The organism is Campylobacter sp. CFSAN093226 (assembly GCF_012897595.1).
GTDB lineage: Bacteria > Campylobacterota > Campylobacteria > Campylobacterales > Campylobacteraceae > Campylobacter_D > Campylobacter_D jejuni.
The window spans coordinates 1,426,392-1,452,916 of the sequence record NZ_CP040608.1 but is presented as its reverse complement, the minus strand read 5'-3'; the positions used below and the strand labels follow the sequence as shown (position 1 = coordinate 1,452,916).

Annotated in this window: 24 protein-coding genes and 1 tRNA gene; 23 read left to right on the top strand and 2 right to left on the bottom strand. The window is 31.1% G+C overall.

The features are described 5' to 3' along the window. Positions 1–73: 73 nt before the first annotated feature. The 12 genes from FBF02_RS07395 (at position 74) to putP (ending at position 16,036) form a co-directional block, all read left to right on the top strand. Positions 74–787, top strand: coding sequence for a molecular chaperone TorD family protein (locus FBF02_RS07395; protein ID WP_002851502.1), 714 nt, complete (start codon positions 74–76; stop codon positions 785–787). Then, positions 762–953, top strand: coding sequence for a twin-arginine translocation signal domain-containing protein (locus tag FBF02_RS07390; RefSeq protein WP_002851537.1), 192 nt, complete (start codon positions 762–764; stop codon positions 951–953). Before FBF02_RS07395 ends, FBF02_RS07390 begins: the two co-directional genes overlap by 26 nt. Continuing rightward, a complete protein-coding gene (locus FBF02_RS07385) occupies positions 953–3,757 on the top strand; it encodes a formate dehydrogenase subunit alpha (protein ID WP_010891941.1) in 2,805 nt (934 codons plus the stop codon). The genes FBF02_RS07390 and FBF02_RS07385 overlap by 1 nt, the downstream gene beginning before the upstream one ends. Further along, a complete protein-coding gene (fdh3B, locus tag FBF02_RS07380; protein ID WP_002851264.1) occupies positions 3,754–4,395 on the top strand; it encodes a formate dehydrogenase FDH3 subunit beta in 642 nt (213 codons plus the stop codon). The genes FBF02_RS07385 and fdh3B overlap by 4 nt, the downstream gene beginning before the upstream one ends. Further along, a complete protein-coding gene (locus FBF02_RS07375) occupies positions 4,392–5,324 on the top strand; it encodes a formate dehydrogenase subunit gamma (protein ID WP_002851174.1) in 933 nt (310 codons plus the stop codon). The genes fdh3B and FBF02_RS07375 overlap by 4 nt, the downstream gene beginning before the upstream one ends. Before the next feature lie 166 nt (positions 5,325–5,490). Further along, a complete protein-coding gene (fdhD, locus tag FBF02_RS07370; RefSeq protein WP_002851178.1) occupies positions 5,491–6,273 on the top strand; it encodes a formate dehydrogenase accessory sulfurtransferase FdhD in 783 nt (260 codons plus the stop codon). Continuing rightward, complete coding sequence (locus tag FBF02_RS07365; RefSeq protein WP_002822570.1) at positions 6,266–7,003, top strand: winged helix-turn-helix domain-containing protein; 738 nt, start codon at positions 6,266–6,268, stop codon at positions 7,001–7,003. The genes fdhD and FBF02_RS07365 overlap by 8 nt, the downstream gene beginning before the upstream one ends. Positions 7,004–7,112: 109 nt before the next feature. Next, entirely contained in the window at positions 7,113–9,215 is a 2,103-nt protein-coding gene (ccaA, locus tag FBF02_RS07360) for an aspartate chemotaxis receptor CcaA (RefSeq protein WP_002851362.1), read from the top strand. Positions 9,216–9,325: 110 nt separating this feature from the next. Continuing rightward, positions 9,326–9,898, top strand: a complete 573-nt coding sequence (yedF, locus tag FBF02_RS07355) for a sulfurtransferase-like selenium metabolism protein YedF (protein WP_002851218.1) — start codon at positions 9,326–9,328, stop codon at positions 9,896–9,898. Positions 9,899–9,907: 9 nt separating this feature from the next. Beyond that, the gene (selD, locus tag FBF02_RS07350) at positions 9,908–10,930 is read left to right on the top strand and encodes a selenide, water dikinase SelD (RefSeq protein ID WP_077409355.1); all 1,023 of its coding nucleotides are present in this window, start codon (positions 9,908–9,910) and stop codon (positions 10,928–10,930) included. Positions 10,931–11,060: 130 nt separating this feature from the next. Next, the gene (locus tag FBF02_RS07345) at positions 11,061–14,549 is read left to right on the top strand and encodes a proline dehydrogenase family protein (protein ID WP_002851452.1); all 3,489 of its coding nucleotides are present in this window, start codon (positions 11,061–11,063) and stop codon (positions 14,547–14,549) included. A 17-nt stretch (positions 14,550–14,566) separates the two neighbouring features. After that, positions 14,567–16,036, top strand: coding sequence for a sodium/proline symporter PutP (putP, locus tag FBF02_RS07340; protein ID WP_002851539.1), 1,470 nt, complete (start codon positions 14,567–14,569; stop codon positions 16,034–16,036). 15 nt (positions 16,037–16,051) lie between these two features. Here the strand turns inward: putP and yedF (FBF02_RS07335) are convergent, their stop codons facing one another. Together yedF (FBF02_RS07335) and yedE are read right to left on the bottom strand one after the other, a co-directional pair. Continuing rightward, positions 16,052–16,279 carry a sulfurtransferase-like selenium metabolism protein YedF gene (gene yedF, locus FBF02_RS07335; RefSeq protein ID WP_002855447.1) on the bottom strand — a complete coding sequence of 76 codons (228 nt, stop codon included), beginning with the start codon at positions 16,277–16,279 and terminating at the stop codon, positions 16,052–16,054. 3 nt (positions 16,280–16,282) lie between these two features. Beyond that, positions 16,283–17,491, bottom strand: a complete 1,209-nt coding sequence (yedE, locus tag FBF02_RS07330; protein WP_002858372.1) for a selenium metabolism membrane protein YedE/FdhT — start codon at positions 17,489–17,491, stop codon at positions 16,283–16,285. Between the two features lie 139 nt (positions 17,492–17,630). Between yedE and FBF02_RS07325 the strand changes: the two genes are divergently transcribed. From FBF02_RS07325 to ccoO, 11 genes are all read left to right on the top strand, one after another. Next, positions 17,631–17,728: transfer RNA gene (locus tag FBF02_RS07325), tRNA-Sec, on the top strand. A gap of 27 nt (positions 17,729–17,755) precedes the next feature. Then, the gene (locus FBF02_RS07320; RefSeq protein WP_002851458.1) at positions 17,756–19,006 is read left to right on the top strand and encodes an adenylosuccinate synthase; all 1,251 of its coding nucleotides are present in this window, start codon (positions 17,756–17,758) and stop codon (positions 19,004–19,006) included. Continuing rightward, entirely contained in the window at positions 19,003–19,431 is a 429-nt protein-coding gene (locus FBF02_RS07315) for a flagellar export protein FliJ (protein ID WP_002797496.1), read from the top strand. The genes FBF02_RS07320 and FBF02_RS07315 overlap by 4 nt, the downstream gene beginning before the upstream one ends. After that, positions 19,424–19,942, top strand: coding sequence for a MotE family protein (locus tag FBF02_RS07310; protein ID WP_002851265.1), 519 nt, complete (start codon positions 19,424–19,426; stop codon positions 19,940–19,942). The genes FBF02_RS07315 and FBF02_RS07310 overlap by 8 nt, the downstream gene beginning before the upstream one ends. Positions 19,943–20,034: 92 nt before the next feature. Further along, a complete protein-coding gene (locus FBF02_RS07305) occupies positions 20,035–20,586 on the top strand; it encodes a DUF507 family protein (RefSeq protein WP_002851269.1) in 552 nt (183 codons plus the stop codon). Then, complete coding sequence (gene carA / locus FBF02_RS07300; protein ID WP_002851156.1) at positions 20,586–21,704, top strand: glutamine-hydrolyzing carbamoyl-phosphate synthase small subunit; 1,119 nt, start codon at positions 20,586–20,588, stop codon at positions 21,702–21,704. The genes FBF02_RS07305 and carA overlap by 1 nt, the downstream gene beginning before the upstream one ends. Continuing rightward, entirely contained in the window at positions 21,701–22,360 is a 660-nt protein-coding gene (locus FBF02_RS07295) for a sulfite exporter TauE/SafE family protein (protein ID WP_002851528.1), read from the top strand. The genes carA and FBF02_RS07295 overlap by 4 nt, the downstream gene beginning before the upstream one ends. Further along, a complete protein-coding gene (gene bumS, locus FBF02_RS07290; protein ID WP_002851243.1) occupies positions 22,357–23,568 on the top strand; it encodes a butyrate sensor histidiine kinase-like phosphatase BumS in 1,212 nt (403 codons plus the stop codon). Before FBF02_RS07295 ends, bumS begins: the two co-directional genes overlap by 4 nt. 2 nt (positions 23,569–23,570) lie before the next feature. Then, on the top strand, positions 23,571–24,251 hold the full coding sequence (gene bumR, locus FBF02_RS07285; RefSeq protein ID WP_002864474.1) for a butyrate response regulator transcription factor BumR: 681 nt from the start codon (positions 23,571–23,573) through the stop codon (positions 24,249–24,251). A gap of 125 nt (positions 24,252–24,376) precedes the next feature. After that, a complete protein-coding gene (ccoN, locus tag FBF02_RS07280) occupies positions 24,377–25,843 on the top strand; it encodes a cytochrome-c oxidase, cbb3-type subunit I (protein WP_002851405.1) in 1,467 nt (488 codons plus the stop codon). Between the two features lie 12 nt (positions 25,844–25,855). After that, positions 25,856–26,521 carry a cytochrome-c oxidase, cbb3-type subunit II gene (gene ccoO / locus FBF02_RS07275; RefSeq protein ID WP_002851187.1) on the top strand — a complete coding sequence of 222 codons (666 nt, stop codon included), beginning with the start codon at positions 25,856–25,858 and terminating at the stop codon, positions 26,519–26,521. The last annotated feature ends 4 nt before the right edge of the window (positions 26,522–26,525 follow it).

The following is a 26,525-nucleotide window of genomic DNA, read 5'->3' as shown; positions in this document are numbered from 1 at the left end:
ATGAATATTAGGTATATTTTGCATAATATTCATTCAAGCAAAATTTAAAGCTATTTTTGAAAATTTTGAATGCATGGGAGCTTTAATGGATTTGGAAAAATTAAGATTAGCTAGAAGTCTTTATTATCAATGTCTAGGAGAGCTTTTTGTTTTTTCATTTTCTGAAGAAAGATTGTCAAAATTACAAGAGTATTTAAAGACAATGCAAGAATGTTTATTTGATGAAAATTTAAAATCAAATTTTGATATCTTGCTTAAGCATTTAGATGATGAAAATTCTATACAAGCATTTTTTAAAGAATATGATTTGCTTTTTTTAAGTCTTAAAAATAGCATTCCAACGACTTTTTCTTACATAGAAGAAGGTTTTGAAAATTCAAATCCTTTACTTTGCGTGCGTCAAATTTTAGTCAAAAGTAAAATAAGACGCAATGAAAAATTTTTTAAAGAAAGTGAAGATAGTGTTGGATTTTGTTTATTGTTGATGAGTGAATTTTTAAGGCAAAATGAAGATGATTTAGCCAAAGAGCTTTTTGAAAAAGTGATCAATAAAAGCATTGATGAGTTTTTAGGCGATGTTTTCATGAATAAAAATGCGAATTTATATAAGGAAATTGCAAGTATTGCATCGGCTTTTATGGAATTTGAAAGACTTTGCTTTGAAGTGGAAAAACCTGCAAAAATAAATTCTAAAAAAGTGCAAAACGATCTATCGCGTTCAGAATTTTTAAGAAGAGAAGCAAATAAACAAAGGAGGACTCGTGAAAAATCGCAGGGAATTTCTTAAAAAATCCGCTTTTGCCTTAGGGGCTGCTGGAGTGCTTGGTAGCACAACTTTAGCTCTAGCTAAAGATGAAGAAAGAAAAGATTTAGTTAAAGGTAAAAGTAAGAAAAAAGAAGTGCTTTTTCAAAGAAGTGCTAATTGGGAAAATTATTATATAAAGGCTGAGTAATGTCAAGTGTAGGTGAAAATATCAAGCTTACGCGTCGTTCTTTTCTTAAAATGGCAGCACTTTCAAGCCTAGCAACACCGTTGCTTGCTAGAAGTGAAACTTTAAGAGAAGCGAGTGCTGATGAGCTTAAAGAAGCTTATGAAGGTAGTAAAAAAGTAAAAACAGTTTGTACAGCCTGTTCTGTAGGCTGTGGGATTATTGCAGAAGTGCAAAATGGTGTTTGGGTGCGTCAAGAAATCGCTCAAGATCATCCTGTGAGTTCAGGTGGACATTGCTGCAAGGGATCTGATATGATCGATATGGTGCGTTCACATGTGCGTTTAAAATATCCTATGAAAAAAGAAAATGGAGAATGGAAACGCATAAGTTATGAGCAAGCTTTAAGTGAGATCGGAGAAAAACTAGCTGCTTATCGTAAAGAAAATCCTGAAAGTGTTATGTTTTTAGGTTCTGCAAAACTTAATAATGAACAAGCTTATTATATAAGAAAATTTGCAGCATTTTTTGGAACGAACAATGTAGATCATCAAGCTAGAATTTGACACAGCGCAACAGTCGCCGGTGTGGCGAATACATTTGGTTATGGCGCTATGACAAACCATCTTGGAGACATCCAAAGAAGTAAATGTATCATTATCATTGGAGCAAATCCAGCGGTAAATCACCCTGTGGGTTTTAGACATTTCTTAAAAGCAAAAGAAAAAGGTGCAAAGCTTATCGTTGTAGATCCTAGATTTACAAAAAGTGCAGCAAAAGCGGATATTTATGCAAGAATTCGTCCAGGAACTGACATTGCTTTCATGTATGGAATGTTAAAAATCATTTTTGATGAAGGCTTGGAAGATACAAAATATCTTGATGAAAGAGTTTTTGGAATTGATAAAATTCGTGAAGAAGCAGCAAAATGGACAGTTGAAGAAGTGGAAAATGTTACAGGGATCTCTAAAGAACTTTTGGTGCAAATCACTCACGAAGTAGCTAAAAACAAACCAACTACGCTTATTTGGGCTATGGGTTTAACTCAACATACTGTAGGAACTTCAAATACACGTTTAGCACCTATTGTGCAAATGGTACTTGGAAATATAGGTAAATTTGGTGGTGGAGTTAATATCTTACGCGGACACGATAATGTTCAAGGTGCTTCAGATATGGCTTGTTTGAGCGAAAATTTACCAGGTTATTATCCTTTAAATGAAGCGACTTGGAGATACTATGCCAAAATTTGGGGTGTGGATTATGAGTGGCTTTTAGGAAATTTTGTAAGCAAAGATTGGATGCATAAAACTGGGCTTTCACTTGCTAGATGGTGGGCAGCGGCTTTAAATGGAAAAGATGGAAATGATGCTATCGATAATGCAGGAACGCCTTTAAAAGCTTTAGTAGTTATGGGAAATGGTATTACTTCGACTGCACAACAAGTAAAAGTTAAAGAAGGTTTGGAAGCTTTAGAGCTTTTAGTTTTAGCCGATCCTTTTGTAAATGAAGCAGGGATTATTGCAGAAAGAAAAGATGGAATTTATCTTTTACCTGCAGCAACACAGTTTGAAACAAGCGGAAGTGTAACAGCAACAAATCGTAGCGGACAATGGAGATTTAAAGTTGTAGATCCACTTTATGAAAGCATGGAAGATCAAGAAATTTTATTTGAGCTTGCTAAAAAATTAGGTTTTTATGAAGACTTTACCAAGACTTTACGCGATGAAAAAGGTGAGATTGTTTGGCCTGAAAATGCAACAAGAGAAATTGCAAAAGCAGTTAGAAGTATAGGGCTTAATGGTTGGAGTCCTGAAAGGCTTAAAAAGCATACTTTATACTGGGATAAATTTGATGAGGTAACTTTAGAAGGAAAAGACGAAGTTGCTGGCGAGTATTACGGGCTTCCTTGGCCTTGTTGGAGTGATAAGCACCCAGGTTCTCCTGTGCTTTATAATACCGACATTGAAGTAGCAAAAGGTGGTATGGGCTTTAGAAACAATTTTGGACTTGAATATGAAGGAGAGAGTTTACTTGCTAAGAATGCACCTTTAAATTCACCTATTGATACAGGTTATCCACAAATTACTAAAGATAATATAGAAAAAGTTTTAGGTATTACTTTAAGTGCTCAAGAAAAAGAAAAAATGGGATCAACTTGGTCTTATGATGATAGCAATATCATAGCAACTAAATGTATAGAAAAAGGCATAGTTCCTTATGGAAATGCTAAAGCTAGAGCTGTAGTTTGGACTTTTAAAGATAAAATTCCACTCCACCGTGAGCCTTTACATTCTCCAAGAAACGATTTGGTGCAAAAATATCCAAGTTTTGAAGATCAAAAAGCGCTTTACCGCGTGGATACTAAATTTGTTTCTGTGCAACAAGCTAAGGATTATTCTAAAGAATTCCCGCTTAATCTTGTTACTGCAAGACTTGTGAATTTAAATGGTGCAGGTATGGAAAATAGAGCATCTATGTATCTAACGCGTTTAACACCTGAAATGTTTTGTGAGATCAATCCTGAATTAGCAAAAGAGCAAGACATTAAAGCAGGAGATATGATTTGGGTGCATTCTCCAGAAGGTACTAAAATTCATGTAAGAGTGAAGGTTAATCCAGGTGTAGCAAAAGATATGATTTTCTTGCCTTTCCATTTTACAGGAGTTATGCAAGGCGTGGATTTAACGCACAATTTCCCAGAAGGAACTAAGCCTTATGCAAGCGGAGAAAGTGCTAATACGGTAACAAATTATGGTTATGATATCATGTGTCAGATTCCAGAGACTAAAGGTGGACTTTGTAGAATCAGTAAGGATGGAAAATGAGTAAGGTAAATTTTGCAAATTTAGAAAAAGAACGCTTGAAATTCTTTTGTGATAATGAGCGTTGTATTGATTGTAATGGTTGCGCGGTAGCTTGTGATGAAGCACATGAGCTTCCTATTCATATTCGCCGCCGCCGTGTGATTACTTTAAATGAAGGAATTCAAGGAAAAGAAGTTTCAACTTCTATTTCTTGTATGCATTGTGATGATGCTCCTTGTTCTATCGTTTGTCCTGTGGATTGTTTTTACATCCGTGCTGATGGTATTGTTTTGCATGATAAAGAAATTTGCATAGGTTGTGGATATTGTCTTTATGCTTGTCCTTTTGGTGCACCACAATTTCCAAAAGATAGTGTTTTTGGAAATAAAGGCATTATGGATAAATGTACTATGTGTGCAGGTGGCCCTGAAGCAACGAATTCAGAAAAAGAAAGAGAACTTTATGGTCAAAATCGTATCGCAGAAGGAAAAGTCCCTGTATGTGCTGCGATGTGTTCGACAAAAGCACTTTTAGTAGGTGAAAGTTCTAAAATAGAAGAGATTTATCATAATAGACTTATGAATAGAAATTATGGCATTCCAAATCCTTCGGAAAGTTTGGAATGGAAGATTGCTTACACAGGAAAGGAACGCTTATGAGAAAAGTATTTGTAACGCTTTTATTAAGCGTAGTGAGTTTATTTGCTTATGGTAGCGAGAGAATGGGACAAGATACTCAAATTTGGGATTTTCATCGTATTACAAATATCCCAAATTATGATACTTTTGGCAAACTTTGGACAACTTTGCAAGGTGAATATATAGCTACTATAGCTTTAATCGCTGTTATTGCGGTATTGTCTGCATTTGCTTTGCATTATATGGTTATAGGACCTAAGCAATTTTCACACGATGGAAAGAAAATTTATGCTTTTACATTATTTGAAAGACTTTTTCATTTTATCGCAGCGATTTCTTGGGTGATTTTAGTGCCAACTGGTTTTGTGATGATGTTTGGAGAAGTTTTTGGGGGTGGAGTTTTTGTAAGGGTTTGTAAAAATTTACACGCTTTTGCAACGATTTTGTTTATCATCTCTATAATCCCTATGTTTTTATGCTGGATTAAAAGAATGCTTCCTGCAAGTTATGATATCAGATGGATGATGATAGTAGGTGGTTATTTAAGTAAAATCAAACGTCCTGTACCTGCAGGTAAGTTTAATTTTGGTCAAAAATCTTGGTATTATATAGCTGTATTTGGTGGATTTTTGATGATAATTACAGGTGGATTTATGTATTTTCTTGATTTTAATTCCACGGCAATTCAAGGTCTTTTTGGTTTAACTCAAATTGAACTTTTGAGAATTTCAGCTATAGTGCATAATTTCTTGGGTATAGTGTGTGCAGTGTTTTTTGGTGTGCATATTTATATGGCAGTATTTGCAATCAAAGGTAGTATCCATTCTATGATTAGTGGTTATAAAGAAGAAGAAGAGGTTTATATTTTACATTCTTATTGGTATAAAGAATTAAGCAATAAAAAGCAAATTGAACCTAGTTTTTCTTATGATCCTAATGTGAAAATTTAATCTTTAACCGCTATGTTATTACATAGCGGTAGTTTTAAGCTTTTTTGAAATAAATAGAACGAATTTTCTTTTATAAGTTGAATCTAAAATCTATTTTTCCATATATAAATTTGTTATTTATGTTTTTTTGATATAATATTATTTAAAGATATTTAAAGGATAAGGTATGGATCCGTTATTTACAACTCAAATTTTAAAATATAAAGGTGATGAATCTTTTACATGCAATGATACTTTAGTGCGTGAAATTAAGCTTGAAATTTTTATTAATGATGAAAAAGTAGGTGCTTTAATGGCAACTCCTGTAGATGAACAGGCATTAGCAATAGGATATTTAATGAGTGAAAATATCATTGCGAAAGTAAGCGATATTGAGAGCATAGAAACAAAAGATGATGGTATGAGTGTGCATATTAAAGCAAAGATTGATAAAGAAAATTTAGCAAAGCTTAATGCTGAAGGTGTAGTTATAAGTGGTTGCGGTAGAGCACATACTGCCAATATCGATCCAGAAGCTATTGAAGCGAGTAAAATTAGTTCTGATGCAAAATTTAGCAAAGATGAAATTTTAAAACAAATGAGTACTTTTTATACTCAATGCGAGCTTTACGAGAAAACAGGCTGTGTACATACGGCTAAGCTTTTTGTAGATGAGAAAACTTTTTTTATAGGTGAAGATATAGCTCAGCATAATACCATAGATAAAGCTTTAGGAAAAGCGTGTTTAGCTGGGGTTGATTTAAGTCAATGTTTTTTAATGGTTAGTGGAAGGCTAAGTTCTGAAATGGTAGCTAAAGCAGTTATGCATAAAATTCCAGTGCTTGTTTCACGCACGGCTCCTACTTGTTTAGGGGTTATGATAGCAAGAAAATTTGATTTAACGCTTTGTGGTTTTGCTAGAGAAAATAAGATCAATATTTATAGTGGAGAATTTAGAATTCATGGATAAAAATCAAGAAAAAGAAATCATCTCATATATGAGAGAATTGTTAAATAGCAATGAAAAATTAGATTGTGGTACGGCTTTTAAAATTGCAAAGAAATTTAATATAAATATAGAAAAAATCGGACAATTAGCCGATGAAAATCACATGAGAATTGATAATTGCGAGTTGGGGCAATTTGGACATTTAGATTTTGAAAAAGCAAAGATTGAAGTGCTTAAAAAAATAGAACCTAGTTTAGATGAAAAGCGTAGAATTTTTTGTAAAGATGCAAGAGATATTGCTAAAGAAGGTTGTGGACTTAAAAGTATGCGTTCAGCTTTAAAAACTTATAAGGTTGATGTAAAGTATTGTCAACTTGGTTGTTTTAAAGAAAAAAAAGGTAAGCAATTTATAGTAAGAACAAAAACTTGGATTGAAAATGCGGATGGAGATTTGCTTTTTGGTCGAGGAAAAACAGAACTTTTAGAACTTATCGGACAAACAGGTAGTTTATTACATGCTTCTAAACTTATGGGGATTAATTATAAAAAAGCTTGGATGCATTTACAAACCTTACAAAAAAATTCTCAAGAAATTTTAGTTAGCACAAGACAAGGACGCTCTAAAGAATCAGGAACAAAACTTACTCCTAGAGCTATGGAATTGATGGAAAATTACTCTATTTTGCAAAAAGACATAGAAGAATACGCTAATAAACGCTTTAAAGAATTGTTTTTAAAAGGAAAAAAATAAATCTTCTATCAAAAAATACTAATACATAATTTTTTTATAATTAATTAATATTATTTTTTTAAAAATATGTTAAAATTAGAATCTAAATTTTTATTTTAGGAGTTATAAGATGTTTAAATCTTTAAATATAGGTTTAAAACTTATTTTTTCTGTGGCAGCTGTTGTTGTTATTGGACTTGTTATTTTAATTTCATTAATCACAAAACAAGTAAGTCAAAATATTACCAAAAATACAGAAGATATTCTTGCTTCTATCACGAAAGAATATGCTACTCAAACTCAAGGAATTTTTGGGGAAATGATCGCTTTAAATAAAAGTATTTCAGGTACTTTAACAGAAATGTTTAGATCAACCTCTAAAGAAGATTTAGATATAGACAATATAACAAATATTATAACCAATACTTTTGATAATAGTGCTTATTCTAATTTTACTTATTTATATCTTATTGATCCGCCAGAATACTTTAAAGAAGAGAGTAAATTTTTTAATACTCAAAGTGGAAAATTTGTTATGCTTTACGCTGATGAAGAAAAGGATAATAAAGGCGGAATAAAAGCAATACAAGCTAGTGATGAAATAGCTAATCTGCAAGTTGTGCAAGATATATTAAAAAAAGCAAAATATGGGGAAAATAAAGTATATATAGGCCGTCCTATTAAGATGAATTTAGAAGGTCAAGATTTTGATGCTGTAAATGTTGCTATACCTATTTTTGATCGAAAAAATCAAGTTGTAGGTGTCATAGGCATGACTTTAGATTTTTCAGATATTGCTACTTATCTTTTAGACCCTAAAGGTCAAAAATATGATGGTGAATTAAGAGTTCTTTTAAATTCAGATGGTTTTATGGCGATACATCCAAATAAAAATCTAGTTTTAAAAAATTTAAAAGATATCAATCCTAATAAAGGTGCACAAGAAACTTATAAGGCCATAAGTGAAGGAAAAAATGGAGTTTTTAACTATATAGCTTCTGATGGTGATGATTCTTATGCTGCGATTAATAGTTTTAAAGTGCAAGATAGTTCTTGGGCAGTTTTGGTAACTGCTCCTAAATATTCAGTATTTAAACCCTTAAAAAAATTACAATTAATTATTCTTGGTGCATCTTTTATTTTTATTTTTGTTGTTTTAGGAGTGGTTTATTATTGCGTAAGAAAAATTGTCGCATCTAGATTGCCTGTGATTCTTAGTTCTTTAGAATCATTTTTCCGTTTTTTAAATCATGAAAAAATTGAACCTAAGGCTATTGAAATTCGTGCTAATGATGAGCTAGGAGCAATGGGAAGAATCATAAATGAAAATATTGAAAAGATTCAAATATCTTTAGAACAAGATCAAAATGCTGTAGATGAATCGGTGCAAACTGCTAGAGAAATCGAAAAGGGTAATTTAACTGCAAGAATTACTAAAAATCCTATAAATCCTCAATTAGTAGAACTTAAAGATGTTCTTAATAGGATGCTTGATGTTTTACAAAGTAAAATTGGTTCTAATATGAATGAAATTAATAGAGTTTTTGATAGTTATAAGGCTCTTGATTTTAGTACAGAAGTATTTAATGCTAAAGGTGAAGTTGAGATTACAACTAATATTTTAGGCAAAGAAATTAAAAAGATGCTTTTGGCTTCTTCAAATTTTGCTAAAGATTTAGCCAATCAGTCAGAAGAGTTAAAAAATTCTATGCAAAAACTTGCTGATGGCTCTAATGCACAAGCGAGTTCTTTAGAACAATCGGCTGCAGCTGTGGAGGAGATTAATTCTTCTATGCAAAATGTAAGTGGAAAAACAGTTGAGGTTGCTTCACAAGCTGATGATATAAAAAATATTGTCAATGTGATTAAAGATATCGCTGAGCAAACGAATCTTCTTGCTTTAAATGCAGCTATTGAAGCTGCACGTGCTGGAGAACATGGGCGTGGTTTTGCAGTTGTTGCAGATGAGGTAAGACAGCTTGCGGAAAGAACAGGAAAATCCTTATCTGAAATCGAGGCAAATATTAATATACTTGTTCAAAGCGTAAATGAAGTAGCAGAATCTGTAAAAGAACAAACAGCAGGAATCACACAGATTAACGATGCTATAGCACAACTTGAAACTGTAACTAAGGAAAATGTCGAAGTTGCAAATGTCACCAATAATATAACAAATGAAGTCAATCAAATTGCTGCGGCAATTCTTGAAGATGTGAATAAAAAAAGATTTTAAAAAAGCTCATTTTTGAGCTTTTAAATTTTTTCTATATTATTTAAAATTTTTAAACACAAAACAAGTAATAAAATAATATTATTTTTCAAAGCTAATATCAAGGAAAAATAATGAAAATTGATTGTCGCAATCTATCTTGTCCTCAGCCTATAGTTGAAACAAAAAACGCTCTTGAAAAACTTCAAGAAAATGAAATTTTAGAAATTGTTTTAAATTCTATTATTTCAAAAAATAATGTTGTAAAATTTCTTAACTCTTTAAATTTAAACCCTGTTGTAGATGAAAATGCACAAGAGTTTTGCATCAAAGTACAAAAAAAGAATTTTGATTCTAGTGAAGTAAATATTCACGATTATAATGTTTTATTTTTAAAAACCGACAAAGTGGGTGAGGGTGAATTGGGACAAAATTTACTTGTAGGATTTTTAAGTACCTTAAAAAATTTAGATCATGCTCCAAGTAAAATTCTTTGCGTAAATGAAAGTGTTTTAATCAATGTTGATGAAAATCATAAAGCACATTTAGCTATGAAAGAACTTGAAAATTTAGGTATTGAGATCATAAGTTGTGGAGCTTGTCTAGAATTTTTTAATAAAAGCAAAGAACTTAAAATAGGAAATATAGGCAATGCTTATGAAATTTTAAACGAGCTTTTTGGTAAAGCAAAAATCATTACTCTATAAGGAAAAACACTGCAATATAAAAATCAAAATTTAACGCATTTTGTTAAAGCAGCAGGCTGAGCAGCGAAATTAAGCCCGGGTGGTCTTAAAACAATTTTAAATTTCATGCAAAAAACTCCTGCTTTACTTAGTGATATCGGAAATAATGAAGATGCAAGCGTATATCAAATCAGCCCCGATTTAGCTTTGGTGCAAACGCTTGATTTTATCACTCCTATAGTAGATAGTGCTTATCATTTTGGTGCTATTGCTGCAGCAAATGCTTTAAGCGATGTTTTTGCTATGGGTGCAGAGGTAATTAATGCCTTAAATATAGTAGGTTTTGATACTTGCAATCATGATTTAAACATCTTAAAAGAGCTTTTAGAAGGTGCAAATGATAAAGTTAAAGAATGTAATGCTTTAGTCGTGGGTGGCCATACTATAGAAAGCACCGAGCTTTTTTTTGGACTTAGTGTTACAGGAAAAGTACATCCTAGTAAATTTATTGCTAATAATACTTCTAAAATCGGAGATTGTATCATTTTAACCAAGCCTTTAGGAACAGGAATTTTAAGTACAGCTTTAAAGGCGCAAATGTTAAATCAAAAACATTTAGATATAATGCTTAAAAACATGATAGAGTTAAATTATAAAGCCAGTCAAATTGCTCTTAAATTTCATCCAAGTGCCATGAGTGATGTTACAGGTTTTGGACTTTTAGGACATTTAAAAGAAATGCTAAATAAAAATATTTCTTTTGAAATTTTTGAAAGTGAACTTCCTTTTTTAGATGGAGTAAAAGAGTATTTTAATATGGGTTTAATTCCTGCTGGAGCTTATAAAAATTTAGAATTTATAAAAGAACTTACCCCTGATTTAAATGAAGAAAAATTATTACTTTGTGATCCACAAACTTCAGGAGGACTTTTAATTTCTATAAGTGAAAAAGATTCCTTAGAATGTTTAAAAAAACTAGAAGATGAAAATATTCAAGCTAAAATTATTGCTAAGGTTGTAAATAAGCAAGAAAATGATATTATCATTTCTTAATTTTTGTTACTTATATACCCATTAAAATTTTTTTTATCATTTTTTATACATTTTCTATGATTTAAAATATTATTTTTTATCTTATTTATATATTATTTATTAAAATTTATTTTATCTTAGGAGATACGAAATGATACAAAAAGCTTTAGCCTTAGCTGAAGAATTACAAGGACAAATAGAAGCCAATATTTCAAATTCTGAAAAAGAATTTCATGCTAAAATGCAAAAACTTCTTAATAATCCCAAAAATAAAGTTATGCTTATAGAGCTTTTAGATCGTTCTTTTAGATGTAAAGATAAAAATGCAAGTTTTGAGCTTATAGAATATACTTTGAGTAAATATGGCATAGCGGATTTTTTTAGCACTTTTGAAAAATTCCTACTTTTTAGCTTTTTAAATTTTGGCAAATTTGCTCCTAATTTAAGTGTACCTTTTTTTGTCAAACATTTAAGAGAAGATACTAAAGCTATGGTTCTAGATGCAAATCCTAGTGTTTTAGAACCACATATTAAGAAAAGAAAAGAGCAAGATAAAATTACCTTAAATGTGAATTTAATCGGCGAAGAGGTTTTAGGTGAAGCTGAGAGTAAATATCGTATGCAAAAATACGAAGAAGCCTTAAAATCAAGCTATATCACTTATATTTCCATAAAAATTACTACTATTTTTTCACAAATTAATATTATAGATTTTAATTATTCTAAAGAAGAGGTCGTAAAAAGACTAGATTATCTTTATGCTTTAGCCTTAGAAGAAGAGAAAAAACAAGGTGTATCTAAATTTATCAATCTTGATATGGAAGAATTTAGGGATTTAGAGCTCACCGTTGCAGCTTTTATGGAAAGTGTGGCTAAATTTGATATTAAAGCAGGGATTGTTTTGCAAGCTTATATTCCTGATTCTTATAAGTATCTTAAAAAACTTTTTGCTTTTTCAAAAGAGAGGGTTTTAAAAGGTATGAAGCCTATTAAGATCCGTTTTGTTAAGGGTGCTAATATGGAAAGTGAAGAAACCATTGCGTCTCAAAGGGGTTGGGAGCTTCCTACTTTTTACAAAAAAATAGATACTGATAGTAATTATAATAAAATGCTTGATTTTATTCTTGAAGGAGATAATTATAAATACATCAACATAGGAATTGCAAGTCATAATATCTTTGAGATTGCTTATGCTTATACACGCATAAGTGAAGTGGGTGCTTTGGATTCTTTTACTTTTGAAATGCTTGAAGGTATGAGTTTGCAATGTTCTTATGAATTATCTAAAATGCATGATCTAATCCTTTATGCCCCAGTTTGCGATGAAGCACATTTTAACAATGCCATTGCTTATCTTGTAAGACGCCTTGATGAAAATACAAGTGAAGATAATTTTATGCGTTATTTTTTCAATCTTAAAGTAGGAGATAAGAACTGGAATATCCAAAAAGAACTTTTTTTAAAATCTTTAGAAGGCATAAAAACTCTTGATAATACTACACATCGTAAGCAAGATAGAAATAAAGAATCAAATATCATAAGTTCTTATGAAGGTAAAAAATTTAGCAATGAAAGCGATACGGATTTTATTTTAGCACAAAATAGAGTGTGGGCTAAAGAAATTAAAACTAAATATGAAAATTTAAAAGATTATGATGTTTATCCTGTTATAGGCGAACTTGATTTTAAAGCAGAAAATTTAAATGTTTTAGAAGTTAAAGATAAGATCGAAGATAGAGTTATAGGAAAGGCTTATTTAGCAGGAGAAAAAGAAATCAAACAAGCTTTAGAAGTAGCTAAAAATTCCAAATTTACACAAAAAAGTCATGATGAAATTTATCAAATTTTAGCCAAAAGTGCAAAACTGATGAGAGAAAGAAGAGGGGATTTGATAGGTTTGGCAGCTTTAGAAGTGGGCAAAACCTTTTTAGAGATCGATCCTGAAGTAAGCGAGGCTATTGATTTTATAGAGTTTTATCCGCACTCTTTAGAAGAGCTTAAAAAACAAAATCCAAAAGTTACATTCACACCTAAAGGTATAGGGGTTACCATAGCTCCTTGGAATTTTCCTATAGGAATTTCAGTAGGTACTATAGCTGCACCACTAGCCGCAGGTAATGTGGTGATTTACAAACCTTCTTCACTTTCAACTCTAACAGGTTATATGCTTTGTAAGTGTTTTTGGGATTCGGGTATTCCAAAAGATGCTTTGATTTTCTTACCTTCAAAAGGAAGTGATATTTCTAAATATTTACTTATTGATGAAGCGATTAAATTTTCAATTCTTACAGGAGGAGAGGATACTGCTTATGCCATGTTAAAAGCTAATCCAACCTTGCTTTTAAGTGCTGAAACTGGCGGAAAGAATGCGACTATAGTTTCTAAATTTGCTGATCGTGATAGTGCGATTAAAAATATCATTCATTCTGCTTTTAGCAATAGCGGTCAAAAATGTTCAGCTACTTCTTTGCTAGTCTTAGAAGAAGAGGTTTATCATGATGAAGAATTTAAAAAGACTTTAGTGGATGCTGCGAGTTCTATGGCAGTGGGCAATCCTTTTGAATTTAAAAATAAATTAGGTACTTTAGCTGATAAGCCAAGTTCTAAAGTTCAAAAGGCCTTAGATGAATTACAACCTTATGAAGAATGGGCATTAAAACCTAAGTTTTTAGAGGATAATCCTTATTTGATGACTCCAGGCATAAAATATGGCACTAAAAAGGGTGATTTTACTCATATGAATGAACTTTTTGTACCGATTTTAAGTGTGATGAAGGCTAAAGACTTAAAAGAAGCTATTGATATAGTAAATTCCACAGGTTATGGTTTAACTGCAGGTTTTGAAAGCTTAGATGAAAGAGAATGGGAGTATTTTCACACTCACATAGAAGCAGGAAATATTTATATCAATAAACCAACCACAGGGGCTATAGTGCTGCGTCAACCTTTTGGTGGGATTAAAAAATCAGCTATAGGTTTGGGTAGAAAAGTGGGAATTTATAATTATATCACTCAATTTTTAGAGATTAAGCAAGAAGATTTTGATGATCATTTAATTGAAGATAAATTTTCAAAAAAATTAGCACAAATAGATTTAAAAGAAGCACAAGATTTTATAAACAATTTAATTAAAATGTCTCAATCTTATGCTTATCATTATAAAAACGAGTTTAGTGTTTCAAAAGATTATGTCAATATTCGTGGAGAAGATAATCTTTTTTCTTATACTAAAATAAAGAATATGGTTTTAAGACTTTGTGGAAATGAAAGCTTAAAAGATGTTTTAGGTGTGGTTTTAGGTGCAAATATTGCAAATATTGATCTAAGTATCAGTTATGATGAACAAGATGTTAGTATGATAGAACGAATTGTTCAAAGCATAGGAGCAAAAGTATTGTTTTTAAAAGAAAATAAAGAAAATTTTATCAAGAGTATTAAAGAATATGAAAGAGTGCGTTATTTAGCAAAGCCAGATGTAAATGATGAGATTTATAAAGAGGCTGCAAAGCTTGCTAAAATCATTATAAGAGAAAAGCCATTATTAAATGGTCGTTTTGAACTTTTAAATTATTTTAATGAAAAAGCTTTAAGTATATCTTTTCATCGTTATGGAAATTTAGGCATTAGAGCAATATCTTAATGATCAAGGAGAGATTGATGGAAGTGGTTCAAATTAATACCCCAATAGCAGTGATGTTTGTAGTGTATGCCTTATTAATGCTTTATATAGGTTTTTATTTTTATAAGCAAAATAAAAATTCAGAGGATTATTTTCTAGGTGGGCGTACTATGGGGCCTGTGATATCTGCACTTAGCGCAGGGGCTTCTGATATGAGTGGTTGGCTTTTAATGGGTTTACCAGGAGCTTTATATGTAAGTGGTTTTATAGATTCTTATATTGCAATTGGGCTTACTATAGGAGCTAGTTTAAATTGGATTTTTGTGGCAAAAAGACTTAGAATTTATACCAGTGTGATTGCAAATTCTTTGACTATTCCTGATTATTTTGAAACTCGTTTTGATGATGATAAACATATACTGCGCATTGTATGTGCGGTGGTAATTTTGATATTTTTTACCTTTTATGTTTCATCAGGGCTTGTAAGCGGAGCAAAACTTTTTGAAAGTACTTTTGGTATCAGATACGATTATGCTTTAACTACTGGAACGATTATTATTGTTGCTTATACTTTTTTAGGTGGATATAAGGCGGTTTGTTGGACGGATATGATACAAGGGCTTTTAATGATGATGGCTTTAATTATTGTACCTTTGGTTATGCTTTATCATTTAGGTGGTTTTGGTGAAGCGATGAATATAGTAAGAGAAATAAAGCCACAAGCTTTATCTATGGGCGAAGGAGTAGGAATTGTAAGCATTATATCTGCACTTGCTTGGGGTTTGGGTTATTTTGGTCAACCACATATTTTAGTGCGTTTTATGTCGATTCGTTCTACTAAAGATATTCCTATGGCCACTTTTATAGGTATTGCTTGGATGGCGGTTTGTCTTTTAAGTGCTTGTATGATAGGTATTTTAGGTATAGCTTATGTGCATAAATTTGAATTAAGTTTGCAAGATCCTGAAAAGATTTTCATCGTGATGTCGCAGCTTTTATTTAATCCTTGGATAGCAGGTATTTTACTCAGTGCTATTTTAGCGGCTATTATGAGTACGGCAAGTTCACAATTGCTGGTTTCAAGTTCTACTATAGCGGAAGATTTTTATAAAAAGATTTTTAGAGAAGATGCACCAAGTCATATTGTATTAAATTTAGGTAAATTAGGTGTTTTATTGGTAGCTGTAATAGCGTTTTTGATTTCTACTGATAAAAACTCAAGTGTTTTGAGTATAGTTTCTTATGCATGGGCTGGATTTGGAGCTTCTTTTGGTTCTGTAATGCTTTTTTCTTTATTTTGGAGTAGGATGACAAGAGTAGGAGCGATCTTAGGTATGATAACAGGAGCTGCTACTGTGGTGCTTTGGAAGAATTTTGCAAATTCAGGTCTTTATGAAATAGTTCCAGGGTTTTTAGTAGCTTCGGTGGTGATTATTATTGCAAGTTTGTTTACAAATGTAAGATCTGGAACTAAGGCAGCTTATGAAAAGATGTTAAAAGAGCTTTGAGAATAAAAGCCTTTTTTAAGGCTTTTGGATTAAAAATCTTAGTGTGGGTCCACTTTGATCGATTTCAAGCACTTTAAAACCACGGTTTTTTGCATCTTGAGGTATGGAATTGATACTTTGTGGACAATCACAAAGTACTTCTAAAATTTCTCCACTTTTAAGCTTAGGTAAGACATCAAGTGTTGCTATAGCAGGATAAGGACAAGCTTCACCTTGTAAATTTAAACTATAAGTAATTTTCACTGTTTATCCTTTAAGTTGATTTTTAAAAAAGTGTTTTTTGTAAAATACTACAAAAACAAACATTAAGATGAATAAAATAAGGTTGATAAAAAATCCATTTAAATTGCCAAATTCAGTTAAAAGATTGATTTTTATACCTTCTTTAAAAGCTTTTGGTAAAAAGTTATAACTTAAAGCTAAAATCATAGTTCCTATTATATTTGCAATTCCTACTATTATAAAATGACTTTGTCCTTCAAAGGCACGATAAGTCCAACCACACTCGCAACCTCCGGCAAAAACTATACCAAAACCAAACAAAAATGCTCCCACAGCTACAGCAGGAGAAAGTTCTATGAGTTTGCTAGTATGACCTTGCAAGATAAAAGCAAAAGCGATTAAAGAGGCGATAATCATACCGATTAATGCGCCTTTTATAGCATTATCTCTACCAAATAAAAATAAATCTCTAAAGCAAGAAGTAAAACAAATTTGCCCTCTAGAAATAACAAAGCCAAAAACAAAACCAAAAATCAGTGCTAAAGCTAGAAGACTTTGTTTGTTTTGTGTGCTGATATTGCCATTTGTAAAAACAAGATAAAACACCCAAACTAAAAAGGCTATGAAAAGCAATATGCCTAAGTTAAAATATAATTTTGTACGCAAACTTTGCTTGTTTAACGGCAAGTTTTCTTTATTTACACGTTCTAATTTAGCTTTAGGTTTAAAAAAGGAAGTGTTGCAAATTTTCACTCCTAGATAAATTCCTAAAACCATAAAAACAGTAAAAAGCCAAGTGTGTAAAGAAAAATAAGGTAAACCTGTAAAAAAATTAGCTAAATTGCATCCAAATGCAAGTCTTGCTCCATATCCTGAAAGAATTCCACCTACTATTGCTTGAAAAATTCTTATATTGCTAGCAGGTAGACGAAATTTGACTTTGTTAGCTAAAAGTGCGGCTACTAAACAACCTATAAACATACCTATGAGCATAATACCATCAGTTCTTGTTAAAGGGGTTCCATTTAAATTTTGCTTTTGGTAATAAGAATATCCATCTAAATTCATACCTAAAAGCTCTAAAAACTCGCCACCCCAACGTGTCATTTCTCCAGTAACAGCCCAAACGCCACCAAAAATCCCAAAATACACTGCACTTAAAATTCCAAGTGCAATCATAGAACGGGAATTGTCCCAAAAATTGATTAAATATTTTTGTTTAAAAGAATTCAAAGAAAGATCCTAAAAATGTAATCATCAAAACTTGATGCTAAAAAAGAGTGAGATTATAGCTTAAATTTAATATGAAGTCAAAAAGAATATTGATAAATTTATTTTGTTTTTCATTAAAAATCGCTATAATTATCACTTTGGAAGATTAGCGTATCTGGTGATCGCCACTGACTTCAAATCAGATGAAAGGATAGTTGACTATTCTTTGGGGAGTTCGATTCTCTCATCTTCTCGCCAATATTAAGTAAAATCAAGGAAATTTTTATGAGCAAAGCAGATATTATTGTCGGCATTCAATGGGGCGATGAAGGAAAAGGTAAGGTAGTTGATAAATTATGTGAAAATTATGATTTTGTTTGCAGAAGTGCAGGTGGACACAATGCAGGACATACGATTTGGGTAAATGGTGTAAGATATGCGCTTCATCTTATGCCAAGTGGAGTTTTGCATCCAAGATGTATTAATATTATCGGAAATGGAGTTGTGGTTTCTCCTGAAGTATTGATTGCTGAAATGGCTCAATTTGAAAATTTAAAAGGTAGATTATATATCAGCGATAGAGCTCATTTAAATTTAAAACATCATTCTTTAATAGACATTGCAAAAGAAAAGCTCAAAGGCAAAAATGCCATAGGAACAACAGGTAAGGGTATAGGACCTTCTTATGCAGATAAGATTAATCGTACAGGACATAGAGTTGGAGAGCTTTTAGAACCACAAAGACTTTGCGAGGCTTTGATAAAAGATTTTGAAGCTAATAAAACTTTTTTTGAAATGCTTGAAATTGAAATTCCAAGTGCTGAAGAATTGCTTGCTGATTTAAAACGTTTTAATGAAATTTTAACTCCTTATATTACAGATACTACAAGAATGCTTTGGAAGGCTTTAGATGAAGATAAAAGAGTACTTTTAGAAGGAGCTCAGGGTTCTATGCTTGATATTGATCATGGAACTTATCCTTATGTTACAAGTTCAAGTACTATTTCAGCAGGCACTTTAACAGGACTTGGGTTAAATCCTAAAGAAGCGGGAAATATTATAGGTATTGTAAAAGCTTATGCAACGCGTGTGGGAAATGGAGCTTTTCCTACTGAGGATAAGGGCGAAGATGGAGAAAAAATTGCGCAAATTGGAAAAGAGATTGGCGTAAGCACGGGACGCAAAAGACGCTGTGGATGGTTTGATGCGGTTGCTGTAAGATATACAGCAAGGCTTAATGGTCTTGATGCTTTATCTTTGATGAAGCTTGATGTTTTAGATGGTTTTGAAAAGATAAAAATTTGTCGTGCTTATGAATATAAGGGTATGGAAATCGACTATATACCAAGTGATTTAGAAAATGTTCAACCTATTTATGAAGAAATGGATGGTTGGGATAAAGTTTTTGGTATAAAAGATTATGATTTATTGCCAGAAAATGCTAAAAAATATATAGCAAGACTTGAAGAGCTTGCAGGGGTTAAGGTAAAGTATATTTCTACTAGCCCTGAAAGAGATGATACTATCATCTTATGAAAAGTAAATATAATTCTGTTGTAAAGGTAAGAAAACAACAACTTGATAAAGCAGAATCAAATCTTAATCAAGCCAAACAAAGACAGCTTGAACATGAAAAAGCTTATGAACTTTCACGCCAAGAGTGTGAAAGTTTAGGCGTATTGCCAAAATCAGGATCTATAGCAGAGTTAAGATCGAATTTAAGTATGGCACAAGTAGGACGCGAGGCTTTGGCAAGAGCTAAGGAGAAAGTAGAACTTTCTAAAAAAGAAATGAATCATTATCAGTTTTTATATCAAAAAGCACATTTAGATTATGAAAAAATGAAGGTTTTAGAAGCCGAGGAAATTAAACAAAAGCAAAAAGAACTTGCCAAGGCTGAAGAAAAATTTTTAGATGAAATTGCAATCAGTCGTTTTTTCAAAGGAGAAAAAGATGATTAAAAAATTTATATTGTTAGTTTTTATTTCAAGTGTAGTTTTTGGAGCTGAACAAGATTGTGAGCAGTATTTTGAAGCTAGAAAAGCTCAAATTGAATTGCAAACTAGAGAATTTGATGAAGCAAGACAATCTTTAGAAGCTTATAAAGCCTCTTTTGAAGCTTTGCAAAAAGAAAGGCTTGAAAATTTAGAAAAAAAAGAGGCTGAGGTTAATGCAACTTTGGCAAAAATTGAAGAATTAAAGCTTGAAAACGCAAGGCTTGTAGAAGAACAACAAAAGATTTTAAATTCAATCAATGATAAAACACAAGGTAGGGTTAAAGAAATTTATTCCCAAATGAAAGATGCAGCCATTGCAGATGTTTTAAGTCAAATGGATGCAGAGGATGCAAGCAAAATAATGCTTTCTTTGGAATCGCGTAAAATTTCAGGTGTTTTATCTAAAATGGATCCAAAAAAAGCTAGCGAGCTTACTTTGCTTTTGAAAAATTTAGATAATAATGCTAGTAATTAGGTGATTAAAATAATGAAAATTTTTCATTTTTAACATTCTTTTACCAAAAATAAGCTATTATTTCAAACATTATCAAATAAAAGGTTTTTAAGATGCGTATAAAATTACCACATATTCCTTATATCGCAAATAAAATGATGTTAGATATAGCTAATTCTTCTTTTGTAGAAATTAAAGATCAATTAGAAAAGCTTAAGGTATGTATAATAGAAGTTTTAGAGAAAGATATTCTAAATGAAAGAAAATTAGATGAAAGAGTAAAAGAGCTTTTAGAGCAACAAGAAGATGAAATGGAGCTTATGCAAGTAGATCGTAAAAATATGTTTTGGCTTGTGAAGAAAAAGTTAGCTCCTGAATTTAATGTGATTTTAGATTCTGAAGATAGACATAATCATCTAGCGCATCAAATTTTAGAAGAACTTGTAGAGAATGATTATATTAATTTTATAGTGAGTGAAAATAGAGTTAAAAATTTAATCTTTTCAAGCATAGAGTCTTATCTTAAAATTTATGAAAAACTTGAAGATGAGGTTTATGAGAAAATTAGCAATTATAAAACAAAACCTATTCCAGGTAGCGAAGAATACGATCTTATCTTTGAAAAACTCTATCAAGAAGAGCTTAGAAAAAAAGGTATGTTTTAATGAAGGCTTATATTTATTTAGAAAATGATATTTTTTTAAGTGCTAAGGCTTTTGGAAAGAGCGGTACTTTTTTTGGAGAGCTTGTATTTAACACTTCTTTAACAGGGTATCAAGAAATTATTTCAGATCCTTCTTATGCAGGGCAATTTATCGTATTTTCCATGCCAGAAATTGGTATAGTGGGAACCAATGAAAATGATAATGAAAGCAAGGAAATTTTTGCAAGTGGTGTTTTAATGCGTGAATTAAGTTCCAGTTTTTCAAATTTTCGCGCTAAAGAAAGTCTGCAAGATTATCTTGAAAAACATGGAAAAATAGGAATTTATGAACTTGATACGAGATATCTAGTAAAAATGATAAGAAATAATGGCAATTTAAGAGCTGTAATTTCAACTGAAATTTCAAATAAAGAAGATTTAAAAATCGCCTTAGAAAAATCAGCAAAAATTGATGAAGTAAATTTTGTAAAAGAAGTTAGCACTAAGAAAAATTATTCTCATAAACAAGGCGTTTGGAACGCTAGTTTTCAAAAATTTAATGATGCTAAAAGAAGTGAGAAAAAAGTTGCTGTTATAGATTATGGTGTTAAAACAAATATCTTAAATGAACTTGTAGAAGTAGGTTTTGAAGTAGAAGTTTATCCATATAATGTTAAAGCAGATGAGTTGATTACTCTGTATAAAAAAGGTGAAATTCAAGGCGTGTTTCTTTCTAATGGTCCAGGTGAGCCAAGGATTTTAAAACAAGAGATTGCAGAGATTAAAAAACTTGCAGAAGCTAAAATTCCTATGCTTGGAATTTGCTTAGGTCACCAGCTTTTAAGTAATGCTTTTGGATATGAAACTTATAAAATGAAATTTGGACAACATGGAGCAAATCATCCTGTGATCAATCTTGATACAAAAACGGTAGAAATTACCGCACAAAATCATAATTATAATGTTCCAGAAGAATTAGCTCAAGTGGCTCATATCACTCATAGAAATTTATTTGGCGATAATGTTGAAGGAGTAAGATATAAAGACTATCCTATTATTTCAGTGCAACATCATCCAGAAAGTTCTTCAGGTCCTCATGAAAGTAAGTATATTTTTAAAGAATTTATGAATTTGATGTGAGTATAGATTTTTTAGCTATTATCAGCGTTGCTTTTTTATCTAGTTTTGGACACTGCTATTCTATGTGTGGTGGTTTTAATTTACTTTTTATAAATTTGAATTCAAAAAGCAATAATTTATTTTTATTAACTTTTATTTATAATTTGTTTAGAATTTTTGCTTATATTGTTTTAGGGATAATTTTTGGGACTTTTGGGAATATCTTGGCAATCAATGCCAAGGTTCAAAGTTTGTCATTTTTTATTCTTGGTATATTTATGATGATTTTGGGTTTTGCTCTTATTTTTAGAGGTAATATGTTATCTTTTATTGAAAATAATGTTTTTTTTGATAGTTTTGTAAAGAAAATTATTAAAAAATCTAAAAATTTTAAAGGATTAAAATCAGCCATATTTTTAGGATTTTCAAATGGTTTTGTTCCTTGTGGATTGGTGTATTTTTTTATAGCCAATGCAATGAGTAAGCAAAATATTTTTGAAGGTATTTTGGTAATGATGATTTTTGGAATATCAACTTTACCTGCGATGTTATTTTTTTCTAAAATTTCACAGTTTTTTAGTGATTTTTTGAAAAATTTATTTAATTATTTATCGTATGGCGTTATTGTTTGTTACGGTATAAATCTTGCCTATATAGGTTTTAAGGCTTTTCAATGAAAGATTTTTTTAAAGATCAGTTTTTTAAAGCTCTTGAAAAAAATACAATTTTTTCAAGAGCTGATGTTCAAGGAAATTTAATTTTTGTCAGTGATAAGCTTTGTCAAATAAGTGGATATAGTAAAAAAGAGCTTATAGGAAAAAAACATTCAATATTTAAACATCCAGATGTTGAGGAATGTTATATTGAAGAACTTTTAAAAAAACTTTCATATAAAAAACCTTATCAAGTTATTTTTAAAAATATTGATAAATTAGGCAAAACTTTCTATCTTGAAACTTTATTAATCCCCATATTGGATAAAAATAATGAATTAATAGAAATAGTAGCATTCTCTCATGATGTTAGTAATTCTTTTAAGCTTAATGAAGAGCTTGCTCTAAATCACGCTAAATTAAGAGAATTAAGTATTAATCTTGAAAATACAGTTAAAAATCACCAACAAGAATTTATACAGTTAGGTAAAAAATTTGAGAAAAAAATGCAAATTGCCTTGGAAAAAAATGAAAAAGATATTAAAATAGCATATGAAGAGATTTTGAAATCTTCATTAGAACAAATGATTAGCGATATAGCACATCAATGGAGACAACCGTTAAATGAGCTCGGTATTGCCATGTTTCAAATGAAGCAAAATCTTAAAGATGAAAAAGGATTTGCTGAAATTTACTCACAATCAAAAGATATGATTAAAAATATGTCAGAAACAATTGATGTGTTTAGAACTTTGTTTAACAAAGGAGTAGAGCAGTGTGTATTTATAAAAGAGACTTTAAATAAAGCCTTGGAAATTGCTTTTGAAACTATAGAAAAAAATCATGTAAATATTAATATTGTTTCGAAAAGTGATTATGAAGTTTTGGCATATGAGAATGGTTTAATAAGAGTTTTTCTTAATTTGATTTTAAATTCAATAGAAGCATTTAAAAACAAAAAAAGGAAAATCATAACAATAAATTTTTCAAAATTTGGAAAAAATTATCTGAAAATTACAATAAAAGATAATGCTGGTGGGATTGATAAAGAAAATTTAGATAAAATTTTTCAACCTTATTTTACAACAAAACATCCTAGTCAAGGTATAGGAGTAGGACTTTATATAAGTAGACAAATTATCGAAAGTTTCCAAGGAAAAATAAAAGTTAAAAATGGAAAAGACGGGGCTTGTTTTGAGATATTTTTAAAACTAAAAGAGAGGGTAGAGTAGAAATGTCACAAGAATGTAAAGAATTGATAATATTAGTAGTTGAAGATGAGGTTAAGGCTAGAGAATCAATGATTAATATATTAAGCGAACGCTTTAGTAAAGTAATCGGAGCTCAAAATGGAGATGAGGGGCTTAAAAAATTTAAAAAATTTAAGCCAGATTTAGTTATCACAGATATTGCTATGCCTATTATGGATGGACTGGATATGGCAAGAGAGATTAAAGAAATTTCAGATGATGTCCCAATTGTTGTTCTTAGTGCGTATTCAGAGAAAGAGAGACTTTTGCGTTCTATTGATATTGGTATAGATAAATATTTGATTAAACCTGTTGATATAGAAGAGTTGTTTAAAGTTTTAGATTATCTGATAGGTGAAAAAATTGAAGCAAATATGCTTGTAAAAATTTCTGAAGAATATCAATTTAACAAAACTAAACGAACTTTAATTTACAGTGGTGGAGAAATTGTTTTAACTAAAAAAGAATTGGCTTTTATTTCTTTGCTTTTAAAGCAACCTGGAGCTTTGGTTTTGCATGAAGATATTAAGAAAAATGTTTGGATAGGTGAACATGTGAGCGATACTGCTGTTAGAACTTTTATAAAAAGAGTAAGAGATAAAGTGGGTGAAGATTTTATAAAAAATGTGCCAAGTTTAGGTTATAAGATAAATATCAATAAATAAGACTGATTTAGCCTTAAAATATAAAACATAACAAATGATTAACAAAATTATCATTTTTAAGAAAAAATGTATAATTAATATTCTATAATATTCTCTTGTTATCAAAAATTTTAAGGAGAAAGTCGATGCATCCAGGTAATGTATTAAATTACGACTATACGGTTGCAAGATATTTTATGTTTGCGACCATATTGTTTGGCATTGTTGGTATGGCTATAGGAACTCTTATAGCTTTTCAAATGGCATATCCTAATTTAAATTATTTAGCAGGAGAATATGCCACTTTTTCAAGACTTAGACCACTTCATACTTCAGGTGTGATTTTTGGTTTTATGCTTTCAGGGATTTGGGCAACTTGGTATTATATAGGTCAGCGTGTTCTTAAAGTGAGTATGGCTGAGTCAAGATTTTTAATGGCTGTTGGTAAGCTTCATTTTTGGCTTTATATGCTTACTATGGTTTTAGCTGTTATATCTTTGTTTATGGGTGTGACTACATCTAAAGAATATGCAGAGCTTGAGTGGCCTTTAGATATTCTTGTTGTTCTTGTTTGGGTTTTATGGGGTGTAAGTATTTTTGGACTTATTGGAATTCGCCGTGAAAAAACCCTTTATATTTCTCTATGGTATTATATAGCTACATTTTTAGGTATAGCTATGCTTTATCTTTTTAACAACATGGAAGTACCAACTTATTTTGTTACTGGAATGGGTAAATGGTGGCATAGTGTATCAATGTATGCAGGAACAAATGATGCTTTAGTACAATGGTGGTATGGACATAATGCTGTGGCATTTGTATTTACTGTGGGTATTATTGCTCAAATTTATTACTTCTTGCCAAAAGAAAGTGGTCAGCCGATTTTCTCTTATAAACTCTCTTTATTTGCATTTTGGGGCTTAATGTTTGTTTATCTTTGGGCAGGTGGTCACCATTTGATTTATTCAACTGTACCTGATTGGATGCAAACTATGGGTTCGGTTTTCTCTGTAGTATTGATTTTACCTTCTTGGGGTTCAGCGATTAATATCTTGCTTACTATGAAAGGTGAGTGGAGTCAGCTTCGCGAGAGTCCGTTGATTAAATTTATGATTTTGGCATCAACTTTCTATATGTTCTCAACACTTGAAGGGCCAATTCTTTCAATTAAATCTGTTAATGCTTTAGCACACTTTACAGATTGGATTCCAGGACATGTTCATGATGGAACATTAGGTTGGGTAGGATTTATGACTATGGCTGCGCTTTATCATATGACTCCTAGAGTTTTCAAAAGAGAGCTTTATAGCAAATCTTTAATGGAAGCTCAATTTTGGATCCAAACCACAGGTATAGTTCTTTATTTTGCTTCAATGTGGATTGCGGGTATTACTCAAGGTATGATGTGGAGAGCGACAGATGAGTATGGTAACTTGCTTTATAGCTTTATTGATACTGTTGTGGCTATTGTTCCTTATTATTGGATTAGAGCGATTGGTGGATTGTTGTATCTTATCGGTTTCTTTATGTTTACTTATAATATTTACAAAACAATTGCTTGTGGAAGAGTGCTTGATAAAGAACCAAAAAGCGCTTCGCCTATGGCAGCATAAAAAGGAGAAAATATGTTTAGTTGGTTAGAAAAAAATCCATTCTTTTTTGCTGTAGCTGTTTTTGTAGTGATTGCTTATGCAGGCATAGTTGAAGTTTTACCAAATTTTGCAGAAAATGCAAGACCAATTGAAGGTAAAAAACCTTATACGGTTTTACAACTTGCAGGGCGTGCAGTATATATTAAAGATAGTTGTAATGCTTGTCATTCACAGCTTATTCGTCCATTTAAATCAGAAACAGATCGTTATGGTATGTATTCTGTAAGTGGTGAATTTGCTTATGATAGACCTTTTCTTTGGGGCTCAAAAAGAACAGGACCTGATCTTGCTCGTGTAGGAAATTATAGAACGGCTGATTGGCATGAAAATCATATGTGGGATCCTACTTCTGTTGTTCCAGATTCTATTATGCCTTCATATAAGCATATGTTTAAAAATAATGCAGATATTGAAACTGCTTATGCTGAGGCTTTAACTGTGAAAAAAGTTTTCAATGTTCCTTATGATGCAGAAAATGGAACAAAACTTGGTTCTTGGGAGGATGCACAAGCTGAAGTAAAAGCTGAAGCTCAGGCTATAGTTGATCAAATGAAAAATCAAGAAGTAAAAGATGCTTTTGCTAAAGGTGAAATCAAAGAAATAGTTGCTTTGATCGCTTATTTAAATAGCTTAAAGTAAGATG